Annotated in this window: 8 protein-coding genes; 5 read left to right on the top strand and 3 right to left on the bottom strand. The window is 72.6% G+C overall.

The window, feature by feature from the left end; all coding sequences use genetic code 11:
• Positions 1–7: 7 nt before the first annotated feature.
• The gene (locus LJB74_RS02365; protein WP_259307023.1) at positions 8–916 is read right to left on the bottom strand and encodes a DMT family transporter; all 909 of its coding nucleotides are present in this window, start codon (positions 914–916) and stop codon (positions 8–10) included.
• Positions 917–1,396: 480 nt separating this feature from the next.
• Here LJB74_RS02365 and LJB74_RS02360 point away from each other — a divergent pair, with 480 nt between their 5' ends.
• The 5 genes from LJB74_RS02360 to LJB74_RS02340 all read left to right on the top strand — a co-directional run bounded on the left by LJB74_RS02360 (position 1,397) and on the right by LJB74_RS02340 (position 7,880).
• A complete protein-coding gene (locus tag LJB74_RS02360) occupies positions 1,397–3,871 on the top strand; it encodes a DNA translocase FtsK (RefSeq protein ID WP_259307022.1) in 2,475 nt (824 codons plus the stop codon).
• Positions 3,850–6,123 (top strand): bifunctional diguanylate cyclase/phosphodiesterase, encoded by a 2,274-nt coding sequence (locus LJB74_RS02355; RefSeq protein WP_259307021.1) that lies wholly within the window; start codon positions 3,850–3,852, stop codon positions 6,121–6,123. Before LJB74_RS02360 ends, LJB74_RS02355 begins: the two co-directional genes overlap by 22 nt.
• The gene (gene pgsA / locus LJB74_RS02350; protein WP_259307020.1) at positions 6,120–6,698 is read left to right on the top strand and encodes a CDP-diacylglycerol--glycerol-3-phosphate 3-phosphatidyltransferase; all 579 of its coding nucleotides are present in this window, start codon (positions 6,120–6,122) and stop codon (positions 6,696–6,698) included. The genes LJB74_RS02355 and pgsA overlap by 4 nt, the downstream gene beginning before the upstream one ends.
• A 42-nt stretch (positions 6,699–6,740) precedes the next feature.
• Positions 6,741–7,268 (top strand): CinA family protein, encoded by a 528-nt coding sequence (locus LJB74_RS02345; RefSeq protein ID WP_396125107.1) that lies wholly within the window; start codon positions 6,741–6,743, stop codon positions 7,266–7,268.
• 273 nt (positions 7,269–7,541) lie between these two features.
• Complete coding sequence (locus tag LJB74_RS02340; protein ID WP_259307019.1) at positions 7,542–7,880, top strand: helix-turn-helix domain-containing protein; 339 nt, start codon at positions 7,542–7,544, stop codon at positions 7,878–7,880.
• A gap of 107 nt (positions 7,881–7,987) precedes the next feature.
• On the opposite strand, the gene LJB74_RS02335 is transcribed toward LJB74_RS02340, so the two are convergent.
• Together LJB74_RS02335 and LJB74_RS02330 are read right to left on the bottom strand one after the other, a co-directional pair.
• The gene (locus tag LJB74_RS02335) at positions 7,988–8,806 is read right to left on the bottom strand and encodes a DNA-formamidopyrimidine glycosylase family protein (RefSeq protein ID WP_259307018.1); all 819 of its coding nucleotides are present in this window, start codon (positions 8,804–8,806) and stop codon (positions 7,988–7,990) included.
• 36 nt (positions 8,807–8,842) lie between these two features.
• Positions 8,843–13,894, bottom strand: coding sequence for an ATP-dependent helicase (locus LJB74_RS02330; RefSeq protein WP_259307017.1), 5,052 nt, complete (start codon positions 13,892–13,894; stop codon positions 8,843–8,845).
• Positions 13,895–13,943: the final 49 nt, after the last annotated feature.

Raw genomic sequence — 13,943 nt, 5'->3', positions numbered from 1 at the left:
GCTGCGGTCAGGCTGCCGCGGCTCCGGCGACGGGCGCGTCCTGGTCCGCCGACCGGTCAGGCACCGGTGACCGGTGCGAGCCGGCGGCGGAGCCCCCCACGATGAGCACCATGGCGATGACCACGAGCGGCGTGATCGGTTCCGAGAGCACGGCGGCACCGAGAGCGACGGCGACCACCGGGTTGATGTAGGCGACCAGTGTCGAGCGTGCGGCGCCGACCTCGGTGATCAGGGCGAAGAACAGGACGAAGGCCAGTGCGGTGCAGACGACGCCGAGCGTCAGGAGGGCCGCGATCGTGCCGGGGCCCGGTGCGGTGTGCAGACCCGTCGCGGCGACGACCGGCGCGTAGACGAGGGCGGCGAGGGTCAGGCAGGCCGCTGTGAGCGTCACGGCCGGCACGCCTCGCAGCGCTCGGTCCGCCACGATCGGGGCGATCGCGTACCCGAGCGCTGCGAGGAGCACCTGGCCGAGAGACCACGCGTGGCCGTGCACGGCACCGGGGCCGAGCAGCAGGACCACCCCGCCGAGACCGACGACCAGCCCGACCCAGCGCACGGCGGAGACCGGGCGGCGGTCGCCCACGAACCGCCCGAGCACGACGGCGAGGATGGGGACGGTCGCCACGAGCAGCCCGGTCGTCGAGCTCGCCAGGACCCGCTCGGCGTTCGAGAGCAGCAGCCATGGGCCGACGATCTCGAGTGCGGCGAACATGGCGACGGCGGTCCAGCGCCCGCGCAACGGACGCAGGCCACCGGACCGGAGAGCGAACGGCATCAGGACGATCGCCCCGACGGCCGTGCGGGCGAAGACGATCGTCGGGGGCGAGACCTCGGCGACGGCGATCTTGATGAGCAGGTAGGGGATGCCCCAGATCGCGCCGACCGCACCGAGCAGCAGCCATCCTCGCCGCGTCATGCCGTGCCTTCCTGTGCTCTGGAGCTGTCCACCGTGCACCGTCACGTGCAGGCGGGCTCCCACGCGATGCGTCTGGACGGAGGTCGTCGCGGCTCAGTGCCGGTACGGCATCGTCGGATGGCTCGTCGTCGGGCCCGTCGTCGGGCAGTGCAGCAGGAGGAGCCTAGGCCCGGCGACCGACACTGCGTGCGGTTGACCGACACTGCGGGTCGGCGACCGACACGCACGTGGCTGCGCTCCCGGTCCAGGGCGCGCCTCACCGCTACCGTGAGGACTGTGGCAACCCGTGCGACGTCGTCGAGCTCTCGTGCGGGAGGATCTGCCGCGGCATCCTCTCATCGAAGCAGCGGGGGACAGGCGCGCAGCGGGTCTTCCCGCGGCTCCGGCGCGGGGCGGAGCGGGAGCTCCGGCTCGCGTGGGCGCCCCGCACCGCCTCCGCGGCAGTCGGCACTGCCCGTTCGTCTCGTGCGCGGGTTGTGGATGGGCGCTGCGCACGTCGTCGGCGGCACAGCGCGTCGGGTCGGTCGGGGAGCCCGTGACCTCGATCCCGCGCACCGCCGTGATGGAGCCGCGTTCACGCTGCTCGGTCTGGCACTGATCGTCGCGGCACGCGAGTGGTGGGGTCTCGCCGGGACCGCGGGCGAGGTCGTCGATGCCGTCGTGGCCGGCACGTTCGGGGCTGTCGGGGTCGTCGTCCCGGTCCTCCTCGTCGCCGGTGCGGTCCGGCTGATGCGTCACCCGGACCGTGGCCAGGCGAACTCGCGCATCGGCATCGGCGTCGCCGCCCTGGTGGTGTCCGCGTGCGGGCTCGTCCAGGTCGGTTCCGGGCGGCCGGCGCCGTCGGACGGGTGGGCGCAGCTGCGTGGTGCCGGGGGGATCGTCGGCTATGCGATCGGCAACCCGCTCGCGGCCGGGCTCACGGCCTGGGTCGCCGTGCCGCTGCTGGTCCTGCTCGGCGTGTTCGGGCTCCTGGTCGTGACCGCGACCCCGGTGCACCAGGTCGTCCCCCGTGTGCGTGCGCTGTACGCACGGGTCACCCGCACGCAGGTCGAGGACGACGACGATGCGCCGCTGGACATCCGCGCGCTGCACTCCGCCGACGATCCCGCACCGCCGGAGCCCAGACGGAAGCGGCTCCTCGGGCGACGTCATCGCGACGCAGCCGAGACCGAGCTCCTTCCCGGTGGCTACGTCGGGGACGAGGCGTTCGAGCGCGCGGCCTTCACGGACCTGGAGCACGGACCGAGCGAGCACGACGCGGGGGCGGCACCGTTCGAAGAACCCGACGTGACACCGACGGCGGTGCTCGGCGCGGCGGCACCGGCACCGGAGCTCACGGCACCGGCGACCACCGGCGTACCGCGGGGCGAGCAGCCGATGCTCGAGGGCGACGTGCTCTACGTCCTGCCGCCGGACGAGGTGCTCGCCAAGGGGGCACCGCACAAGGTCCGGTCAGCCGCGAACGACCGCGTCGTCGAGGCACTGACCACCGTCCTCGACCAGTTCGAGATCGACGCCCAGGTCACCGGGTTCACCCGCGGACCCACCGTGACCCGGTACGAGGTCGAGCTCGGCCCGGCGGTCAAGGTCGAGCGGGTCACGGCCCTGTCCAAGAACATCGCCTACGCGGTCGCGAGCGCCGACGTACGGATCCTGTCCCCGATCCCCGGCAAGTCGGCGATAGGGATCGAGATCCCGAACACCGACCGCGAGATCGTGTCGCTCGGTGATGTGCTGCGGTCATCGGCCGCGCGTCGGATCGAGCACCCGATGGTGATCGGGGTGGGCAAGGACGTCGAAGGCGGCTACGTCGTCGCCAACCTGGCCAAGATGCCGCACCTGCTGGTCGCCGGTGCGACCGGTGCCGGCAAGTCGGGCTTCGTGAACTCGATGATCGTGTCGATCCTCATGCGGTCGACGCCGGACCAGGTCCGGATGATCCTGGTCGACCCGAAGCGGGTCGAGCTCACCGTGTACGAGGGGATCCCGCACCTCATCACGCCGATCATCACGAACCCGAAGAAGGCCGCCGAGGCCCTCGAGTGGGTCGTCCGGGAGATGGAGGCGCGATACGACGACCTCGCGTTCTTCGGGTTCAAGCACATCGACGACTTCAACGCCGCGGTCCGTGCCGGCAAGGTGAAACCGCTGCCGGGCTCCGAACGGAAGATCGCACCGTACCCGTACCTGCTGGTCATCGTGGACGAGCTCGCCGACCTCATGATGGTGGCGCCACGCGACGTCGAGGCGGCGATCCAGCGGATCACGCAGCTCGCGCGTGCCGCAGGGATCCACCTCGTCCTGGCCACCCAGCGGCCGAGCGTGGACGTCGTGACGGGGCTGATCAAGGCGAACGTCCCGTCGCGCATCGCGTTCGCGACGTCCTCGCTGACCGACTCGCGCGTCGTGCTGGACCAGCCCGGGGCCGAGAAGCTCATCGGACAGGGTGATGCGTTGTTCCTGCCGATGGGGGCCGCCAAGCCGATGCGCACCCAGGGGGCGTGGGTCACCGAGACCGAGATCCACGCGGTGGTCGCCCACGTCAAGACCCAGCTGAAGCCGAACTACCGCACCGATGTCGCTGTCACAGTTGCGAAGAAGCAGGTCGACGAGGACATCGGCGACGACCTCGACCTCCTCCTGCAGGCGGCCGAGCTGGTCGTCACGACGCAGTTCGGGTCGACGTCGATGCTGCAGCGCAAGCTCCGCGTCGGGTTCGCGAAGGCCGGTCGCCTGATGGACCTCCTGGAGTCACGCGAGGTGGTCGGACCGTCCGAGGGATCGAAGGCGCGCGACGTTCTCGTCCAACCGGAAGACCTTGCCGATACGCTCGCCATGCTCCGGGGGGAGCCGGCTGTCGGTGGTGCCGACGTGGGGCGGCCGGATGGTCCTCCTGTGGCGACGGACTACTTCGACCAAGAAGACGGTGACCAGTGGACGGGATCCTCGCGCTGATCGGTCGGGCGACGCTGCTCGATCTGGTGGCCGTGGCCGTCGCGCTCGTCGCCACGCTCGGCGTCGTCGTGCTGGTCCTGCGGCTGCGTCGCGCGACGCGGCAGTGGTCGGCAGACCGCCTCGAGATCGCCCGCCTGCACCGGTGGTACGAGGCGATCAAGGCCGCGACGCGCGAGGGGCTCGTGCTCCAGACCCTCGGGGGCGCGGTGCTGGACCTCAACCCGGCCGCGTGCGACATGCTGGACGTCGAGGCGAGCAACGCGGTCGGCCGCCACATCAACGACCTCGGGCTCGTCGTCGTCGACGAGCACGGGCTCGCGATGGTACCGGCCGGGGTGTTCGGGGCCCGGCGCACGAGCGGGAGCCCGGGACGACCAGCCGAGCCTGTGCTCGTCGGCGTGGGTCGTGCCGGTCTCGGCCAGGAGATGATCCGTGCCGTCCAGGTCTCGACGTCGTTCGTGCCGAACGGCGACGGATCCGCGGTGGCGGTGCTGTCGCTGCTCACGGACGTCACGAACCGCCAGCAGACCAAGGCGGCGCTCGAGCGGAGCGAGACCCAGTTCCGCGTCGCGATGGAGAACGCCCCGATCGGCATGGCGCTCGTCGACCTCAGGTGGCGCCTCGTCGAGGTGAACGCGGCCTTCGCCGAGTTGCTGGGCACCACGGTCGATGCCCTGCGCGGCTACGAGCTGCTTGCGCTCTCGCACCCCGACGAGCGAGCCGCAGAACGTGCCGAGGTCGCGCGGCTGCTCGACGGCGAGACGCACCGGTTCTCCCAGGAGAAGCGGTACCTGCGCGCGGACGGCCACGAGGTCTGGGCCGTCCTCGACGTCGCACTCGCCCGCACCCCGGACGGCGCGCCGGACCACTTCGTCGTGCAGGTCAGGGACAGCACCGAGTCGCGGCTGCAGGCGGAGATGCTGACCCATCGCGCGATGCACGACCCGCTGACCGGGCTGGCGAACCGGACGCTGCTGCAGGAGGTCCTGCAGTCCGTGATCGAGCAGCCGGGGGCCGCGGGGAGGCTCGCGGTGATGGCGTGCGACCTCGACCGCTTCAAGGCGATCAACGACAGGCTCGGGCACGCGGCGGGTGACGAGGTGCTCGTGCACGTCGCCGGGGTGCTGCGCGCTGCGGCGGGAGGACGCGGCACGGTCGCTCGGCTCGGCGGTGACGAGTTCGTCGTCGTCCTCCAGGACCTCGACAGCGCGCGCACCGTCGTCGAGGTGGCCGCAGCGGTGCACGGTGGGCTCCGGGAGCCGCTGCGGTTCCAGCGGAAGCGCATCGCGGTCCGTGCGAGCATCGGGATCGCCTTCGCCGATGCGGACACGCTCGCGAACGGCGCCCCGGGCCTGCTCGCGGCGGCGGACGCCGCGCTCTACCGGGCGAAGGCGGCCGGGCGAGGCCGCACCGAGGTCTACGACCCGTCCATGGCAGCGAGCGGGGTCTCGACGAGCCTTCATGCCGAGCTGACGGACGCCCTCACGAACGGGCAGCTCACCCTGCACTACCAGCCGATCGTGGCGCTCTCCGACGAGCGCGTCATGGGGCACGAGGCGCTCATCCGCTGGCAGCACCCGCAGCGCGGCATGCTGCTCCCCGACCAGTTCCTCGGCGTCGCGGAGGAGGCCGGTCTCGGCGTGCAGCTCGGCGCCTGGGTCGTCACCGAGGCCGTGGCGTATCTCGCGCGGTGCAAGGACCAGACCAGGTGGGTGTCGATCAACGCGTCCGGGGACCAGCTCGGCGACGGTGAGTTCGTCGCCCGGGTGCTCTGGGAGATCTCGCGCATGCGCGTCGCACCCGGACGCCTCGTCGTCGAGCTCACGGAGTCCTCGCTGATCGACTCGGGGACCCGCGTGCGGCACGAGCTCACGCAGCTGCGCGCAGCCGGGGTGCCGATCCTGCTCGACGACTTCGGCACGGGCATCTCGCCGCTGTCGTACCTGCGTGACCTGCCGGTGAACGGGGTGAAGCTCGACCAGTCCTTCACGTCCGGCATCCCCGACGACCCGGCTGCGGCGAAGGTCGCACGAGCCCTCGGGTCGCTCGCCCGCGATCTGACGATGATCACGATCGCCGAGGGGATCGAGAACGTCGAGCAGGCGGACTTCCTGTACGCGAGCGGATGGCGGTACGGGCAGGGCTGGCTCTTCGGTGGGGGGGCGGCCGGAGACCGAGCTGTGACGGGCGCGGCGCCTCGCCGGGCGATCGGTGCCGCGTGCGCCGCCGTGCCCTCTACGCTGCAGGAGTGACAGGCACTACTCCTCCTTCCAGCTGGAACGCGCCGAACGTCGTGACCGTGGTCAGGATCGCGCTCGTGCCGGTGTTCGCTGCGGCCATGCTCGCGGACGGTGCGACGAGCACCGGGTGGCGTCTGGTGGCCACGGCGGTGTTCGTGCTCGCTGCCGTGACCGATCGCCTCGACGGCTACCTGGCGCGTCGGCTCGATCGCATCACGGACCTCGGGAAGCTCCTCGACCCGATCGCGGACAAGCTCCTCATGGGGACGGCGCTGGTCATCCTCAGCGCTCTCGGTGAGCTTCCCTGGTGGGTCACCGTGGTGATCCTGGTCCGGGAGCTCGGGATCACGGTCATGCGGTTGCTCGTGCTCCGGTACGTCGTCCTGCCGGCGTCTCGCGGCGGCAAGATCAAGACCGTGCTCCAGTCGGTCGCCATCGGCCTGTACCTCCTGCCGCTCGGCAGCCTTCCGTCGGCCGTCTCGTTCGTGGCCGCCGTGACGATGGGCCTCGCTGTCGCGGCCACGGTCGTCACCGGGGTGGAGTATGTCCTGCGGGTCGTGCAGATCCGACGGGCGGCGCGGACGTGAGCGACGGGCCGGCGACGGCCCCCGCACCCGAGGTGTCGCGCGGTGCGTGATGACGCGAGTGGGCGACGCTCGGCGGAGCTGGCCCGCACCCTCGTCGACGGCCTGGTCTCGCGTGGTCTGACGGTCGCCGTCGCGGAGTCGCTCACCGGCGGTGCCGTCGTCTCGTCGCTCGTGGACGTCCCCGGCGCTTCTCGGGTCCTGCGCGGCGGGGTCGTCGCGTACGCGACCGACCTTAAGGCCTCCCTGCTGGGAGTGGAAGCCGACCTGCTCGCCGCCCGCGGCGCGGTGGACCGGGACGTCGCGCTGGCCATGGCGGTCGGGGTCCGCGAGCGTCTCGGGGCGGACGTCGGGGTCGCGACGACCGGTGTGGCGGGCCCCGATCCGCAGGACGGTCATCTTCCTGGAGAGGTCCACGTGGCGGCCGTCGGACCAGGCGGTGCCCGGGTCGAGTCCGTGGTCCTGCCCGGTGATCGTGCGGCCGTGCGGCGTGCGACATGCGAGCTCGCGTTGGAGCTCGCCCTCGGCGTCGTCATCACCGTTGATGCGTCGGCGCCCACCGTCGACAGGTGAGTGCGCCCGGGCGTGGGCGGGCCGTCCGGGTGATTCCCCGGGCGAAGTGCTTGTGCGAGGGGGAACACGTGCCGATGGTCAGACGTTGAGACCTGTGTGACGTCAGGTGAGAGAGGTGCCCGTGCACCCCGTCGAGGGACGGAGTTCGCACGGTACGGTAGGAGTCTTCCTACCAAGGAGGGACTGGGTGTCGTGGCGCGCGGGATCGGGGCGACCGGTCCAGGGTTCGCGGCACGGCAGGAGCCGGAACGGGACACGAGAGGGGGACGCCAGGTGATAGTTCTACGACGCGAGATCGGCGACGTGCTGCGCGATGCACGCCAGCGTCAGGGGCGCACCCTTCGTGAGGTGTCGTCTGCTGCGCGTGTCTCGCTCGGGTACCTGAGCGAGGTCGAGCGCGGGCAGAAGGAGGCGTCGTCCGAGCTTCTCGCGAGCATCTGCGAGGCGCTGGACGTGCCGCTGTCGATCGTCCTTCGTGAGGTCAGCGACCGTGTTGCGGTGGCCGAGGGTCTGCTGATCCCGGACACCGTCCCTGCGGAGCTCGTCGGATCGGTCGGCGATCTCGGTCGCGACTGGGCGCGAGCACGAGGTGAGCTCGCGCGCGTCGGCTGAGTCCGCTCGCGGGAGGGATGCCGAGCGGTGCGGGGCGTGCCACTCGAGCAGGTGGCGCCGTGACGTTCGATCAGGTGTGCGCTGGATCAGGTGCGCGCTGGGCGATCTCATGGTGGCGTCTCCGCGCGAGCTGGCGGACCCTGGGCCTGGCATGCCGGGCAGTAGAAGATCGGCCGTTGCCTGGCGGGTGGGCCTGACTGTCGGACGCTGATGGTCGTGCCGCAGTGGCGGCACGGTTGCCGAGCCCGCCCGTGCACCGCAGGGAGTCCACGCTGGTCGCTGAGTCCGGGGCGCCATGGCTTCTCCAGCGCGCCGATCATCAGGCGCCGAGCGGTCAGCAGGAGCGCGCGCGGGTCGGGGACGTCAGCGCTGCGCACCCAGGGCCACAGGCGCTCGGCGTAGAGCGACTCCGCCGTGAAGATCGTGCCGATCCCCGCCACGACCGACTGGTCGAGCAGGGCGTCGCAGACGGCACGGTCCGGATCGCGATGCAGCGAGCGGAGTGCGCGTCCGAGGCCGTCGTCGACGAAGTCGTCGGCCAGCAGATCCGGTCCGAGGTGGGCGAGGAGCCGGGGCTCGTCCCGCGTGGCGAGGACGTCGACCATCCCGAGCCGGTCACCGATCGCGGTCCAGGGCTCGGCAGCGAGGACGACCCTGACGAATGGTCCGCGCCCGGCGGCCTCCCGGGTGCCGGTGCGCACGATCGACCACGAGCCTTCCATCCGGAGGTGGGTGTGCAGGGTGCGGCCGTCGTCGATGCGTGTGAGCAGGTGCTTCCCGTAGGCGATGGTCCCGAGCACCGATCGGCCCGCGAGCTCGATCCCGGCCACGCTCGGCCATCGCAGCTCGGCGCGCACCAGGCGCCGGCCGGCGAGCGCCTGGTCCAGCCGGTGCGCGGTCCGACGCACGACGTCCCCCTCAGGCATGGATCGAGTCCGCGTGGCGAGCGCTCGTGGTGCGGCTCATCGCTGCCCTGAGAGGTGCAGTCCGCGGGGTGTGGGCGCGAACCCCACGTCGGTGAGGGCGGCGGCGAGCCGGGTCGTCGGCCGGTGCGGTCCGAGCAGGTCGGTGCCGTCGGCCCGGGTGAGCACCACGCGTCCCAACGAACCGCTCCGGATCTCCGTGGCCAACCGCTCGCACGCGTGGCGCAGGACGTCGGGGTCGTCGGTGAACGACAGGATGCTGCGGCCTCCGCGTTCGACGAAGAGGGCCAACGCCCCGGCGACGAGGACGACCGCCGCCCCGGCCTTGCGACCTGGTCGGTGCCCGCCTCCGTCACCGGGCTCATGCGGGACGACGGGTGCCGGCCAGGGGAGGGCAGCGCCGTACGGGTTGGCCGGGTCGGTGGCCGCCAGGAGAGTCACGACAACCTCCGTCCGGGGACCCGTCGGATCGAGGTCGCGGGCATCGGCACGTAGCTGGTCGACAGCGGCGGGAAGAGCGAACTGGGAGCCGCCGAGATGCTCGACGAAGTACCCCCGGCGCACCTGGCCAACGGTCTCGGACATGGCGAGCACCCGGTACAGCGCGCCGAAGCGTGCACCCAGTCGCTCCGACGGCGCGATGGCGCGGGTGATCACGCCGTGCCGTGCGAGCAGCCGGGAGGCGAGCGCGTGCATGCGCACGGTCGGGTCGGGCTCGCGGCTGGGGAGCAGCGACCACCTGCCGGCATGCTCGGCGAGCACGGGGGAGCCGACGCGACCGGCGAAGGAGAGACGAGCCGGCGCCCGTGAGCCCCGGGGCGCACCGCTCGCCGAGCGGGGTGCGCGGGCACGCGGCCCGAGGTGCGCGCGCAGAGGTCCGAGGCTGTCGTTGGTGACCATGCCTGCCCAGACGAGGTCCCAGACCGCTGCCGCGACCGTGCGCGTGTCGACGGTCACCGGCGCGCCCGCGTTGCCTGATGCCCCGCCTCCTGGTGCCCTGCTGTCCGGTGCTGACGGCACCCGGCTGTCGCCGTCGACACCCGGACCTGGCGCCCCTGCCGCCACGATCTCGGCCGCACGCGTGACGAGCCCGGCCATGAAGTACGCCCCACCGCCCGCGAGAGCGGCGAGCACGGCCGCGTGGACGGCGGAGTCGAGCGTGCGGAGCTGATCCGCGTCCGGCGGTTCGGGGAGGGTCAGGGCGGCGTCGACCGTCAGGTGGAGGCTGATCAGCCCGTCACCCCCCGGTGTGGTGCCGTGCCCGCACCACAGGACCGCACCTGAGGCGGTGAGCTCGTCGAGCAGGTGCGGGGTGTAGTCCCGCACGCGCGCGGGAAGGATGAGCGACTCGAGGGCGGATGCGGGCACGACGGCACCCGACAGCTGCTCGATCGCGCGTGCGAGCCCGTCCACGCCGCCGAGCTGACCGATCGCGTGCCACCGGGGGAGGAACACGCCGAGGGTGGTCTCCGGGACAGGCTCGACCTCCGATCGCAGCGCTGCCAGCGATCGACGCCGAAGCGTGCGCAGGACGTCGACGTCGCAGTACTCGGCTCCGATCCCGCCGAGCACCTCGGGTCTCAGGCGACCTGCGACGAGCGTCCCGCAGGCGACCAGACGGTCGAGCACGTCGGTCACCACCGCGACGCCGAGGCCGAACCGGGCGGCAGCCGACGCGGCGGTGAACGGCCCGCGGGTGCGTGCGTGCCGACGGAGCAGGTCACCGAGAGGGTCGCGGACGACCTCGGTGAACGCCTCCGAGATCCCGACGGGCAGCGCGACCCCGAGTGCGTCCCTCAGCCGTCCGGCGTCCTCGACGGCGGCCCAGTGCTCGGATGCTCGCCCGCCGCCCGCCGCCGAGGTCCGGTCCGTCGCGAAACGGACCCGGATCACCCGCCGTGCCGACTCGAGGTCCTCGAGCCACCGGGTGGTGCGGTCGCGGACGTCCTCGCGGGTACGCGCCTCGACGTCGCCGGTCGTCAGGGGGCCGTGCCGGCGGACGAGGTCGGCGACCGCCTCGGCGTCGCGGGCCTGCCGTTCCCGGGTCAGCGCCCCGAGCTCGCGTTCGGTGCGTTCGATGACCTCGGGGTCGAGCAGCTCGGCGAGCTGGGAACCGGCACCGTGGCCGAGGAGCTCCGCCAGGAGGGTCGGGTCGAGGGTGAGGGCAGCGGCCCGGCGTTCGGCGAGCGGCGCATCCCCGTCGTAGAGGAACTGGGCTGTGTACCCGAACAGCAGCGACTGCGCGAACGGCGACGGGGACGTCGTCGTCACCTGGACCATCCGGACCAGCCCTCCGGCGAGGTCGCGCATCAGGTCGGCGAGGGCCGCGACGTCGAAGTCGTCCTGGAGGCACTCGCGTGCGGCCTCCAGCAGGATCGGGAAGTCCGGGTGGTCGGCCGCGACGCCGAGGAGCTGAGCTGACCGGTGCCGTTGCTGCCAGAGCGGCTGACGGCGGTCGGGACGTCGTCGCGGCAGCAGCAGCGCGCGCGAGGCCGCCTCACGGAAACGGGCACCGAACAGAGCCGAGCCGGCGAGCTCCGCGCGGACCGCGTCGGCCACCTCGTCGGGATCGATCAGGAGATCGTCGAGAGAGAGCGTCGGGCCGTGCTCCGCGAGACCGTCGCGGAGGTCCGTCCCAGGCCGGTCAGCGGTGTACGTATCCGGGAGGCGTAGGACGATGCCGTCGTCCGCAGGCATCGCGGCGACGTCCGCACCGCTTGCGCGCAACCGACCTGCGATGACGAGGGCCCAGGGGCCGTGCACCCGGGCGCCGTACGGCGAGTGGATCACGACGCGCCAGTCGCCGATCTCGTCCGGGAAGGTCTCGACCACGATGGTCCGGTCGTCCGGGACACGTCCGGTCGCCTCGCGCTGCTCGTGGAGGTACGCGAGCAGGTTCTCGCTCGCCCAGCGGTCCAGGCCGATGTCGGCGAGGACCTCCGGCGCGGGCGCGCCCCCGGGGAGCGGGTGCTCGATCTCGCGGATCCAGGCGCCGATCGCTCGCCCCAGCTCGGCCGGGCGGCCCGGCGAGTCGCCCTTCCAGAACGGAAGACGTCCCGGTGCGCCGGGAGCCGGGGAGACGAGCACCTGGTCCGGGGTGATCTCGTCGATACGCCACGTGCTGGACCCGAGGGTGAACGTGTCGCCGACGCGGGACTCGTACACCATCTCCTCGTCGAGCTCCCCGACTCGCTTGCCCCCGCGGTGACGTCGCGCCGATCCGTCGGTACCGGGGCCGTCGGTGCCCGGGCCGTCGACCGCGGCGTCGGGCCCCGCGCTCGCGCCTGAGGAGAGGAAGACACCGTACAGACCGCGGTCGGGGATCGTGCCGCCACTCGTCACGGCGAGGCGTTGAGCGCCGGGGCGCGCCGTGAGGGTGTCGGTGGCACGATCCCAGACGATCCGGGCCCGGAGCTCGCCGAAGTCCTCGCTCGGATATCGTCCGGCAAGCATGTCGAGCACGGCGCGCAGGGTCGCGTCACCGAGGGTGGCGAACGGCGCGGCGCGGCGCACCACCTCGGCCAGGTCCGCGACGGTCCAGTCGTCGACGGCGACCATGGCCACGACCTGCTGCGCGAGCACGTCGAGCGGGTTCGCGAGCACATGGAGCGCCTCGATCTCACCGCGCCGCATCCGATCACCGATCACGGCCGCAGGGATCAGCTCGCCACGGAACGTCGGGAAGACGACACCGCGCGAGACCGCGCCGACCTGGTGCCCGGCACGCCCGACGCGTTGCAGGCCGCTCGCCACGGACGGCGGTGCGCCGACCTGCACCACGAGATCGATCGCACCCATGTCGATCCCGAGCTCGAGCGAGGACGTCGCGACGACGGCCGGGAGGTCTCCCGACTTCAGCTCCGACTCGGTCCGGGTGCGCTGGGACCGGCTCATCGACCCGTGGTGCGCCCGGGCGAGGACGGGGAGCGCGGGATCGAGCCCGATCGACGTCCCCGACTGTGCCGTGACCTGGGCCGGGACGAGCGTCCCCGGTTCCGGGAGCACGACTCCCTGCCGTTCCGCCCAGACCTCGTTCATCCGGGCGGTGAGGCGTTCGGCACCGCGGCGCGAGTTCGTGAAGACGAGCGTCGTGCGGTGGTCGGCGACCAGGTCGACGACGCGCTCCTCGACGTGGGGCCAGATCGAGGCCCGCGGCAGCTCGGCGGCGGCCGGGCCGGTCAGGTCCTCCTCGTCGAGTGTCGACGGGTCTCCTCCGCGGCGTGCGGTCGGGGCGCTGGCGACGTCCGCGAGGTCGGGAACCGGCACGACGACGTCGACGACCACCTGCTTGGCGGACGGCGGGCTGACGATCGTGACCGGTCGCGCCCCATCGGCCTCGGATCGCCCGCCGACGAGGAAGCGGGCCACCGCGTCGGCCGGTCGCACGGTCGCCGAGAGCCCGATCCGCTGCGCCGGTCGGCCCAGGAGGGCGTCGAGACGCTCGAGCGACACGGCGAGGTGGGCGCCGCGCTTGGTCCCCGCGACTGCGTGGATCTCGTCGACGATCACGGTGTGCACGCCGGCGAGCCCCTGACGCGCCGCCGACGTGAGAATCAGGTAGAGCGACTCCGGTGTCGTGATGAGGATGTCCGGCGGAGACGTGGCGAGGCTACGACGCTCGTGCGGTGGGGTGTCGCCGGTGCGGACCCCGATCCGCACCTCCGGCAGGATCGCGCCACGGCGCAGCGCGGCCTGGCGGATGCCGACGAGGGGCGAGCGCAGGTTCCGCTCGACGTCCGCGGCGAGAGCCTTGAGCGGCGAGACGTACACCACACGGCACCGCTCGGCGGCCGCCGGGACGTCCCCTCCGCGTGCGAGCAGGCCGTCCAGCGCCCAGAGGAACGCGGCGAGCGTCTTGCCCGAGCCCGTCGGTGCGACGACCAACGCGTGGTCGCCGCCCTGGACGGCCGCCCAGGTCCCGGTCTGCGCTGCGGTCGGGGCGGCGAACGCACCGGTGAACCAGTCCCGGGTCGGGACCGCGAAACTCGCCAGCGGGTCGACGACGCCGGTCCGCACGGCCTCGGTCCGCCGGGCGTCGGCCGCTGCAGCCCCGGCGGCGACGCCGTCGGCGTGGGCGCGTCGCTCGGTCATGTGACCAGTGTCGCGGGTCGCACCGACACACGCCCGGGCCGCACCGGTG

The sequence above is a fragment of the Cellulomonas sp. P24 genome (assembly GCF_024704385.1).
GTDB lineage: Bacteria > Actinomycetota > Actinomycetes > Actinomycetales > Cellulomonadaceae > JAJDFX01.
Note: the sequence above shows the minus strand (reverse complement) of the source record. Positions and strands in the feature narration are given on the sequence as shown.

Coding starts and splice junctions, on each gene's coding strand:
- LJB74_RS02365 (WP_259307023.1), bottom strand. CDS start 916: ATGACGCGGCGAGGATGGCTGCTGCTCGGTGCGGTCGGCGCGATCTGG.
- LJB74_RS02360 (WP_259307022.1), top strand. CDS start 1,397: ATGGGCGCTGCGCACGTCGTCGGCGGCACAGCGCGTCGGGTCGGTCGG.
- LJB74_RS02335 (WP_259307018.1), bottom strand. CDS start 8,806: ATGCCTGAGGGGGACGTCGTGCGTCGGACCGCGCACCGGCTGGACCAG.
- LJB74_RS02330 (WP_259307017.1), bottom strand. CDS start 13,894: ATGACCGAGCGACGCGCCCACGCCGACGGCGTCGCCGCCGGGGCTGCA.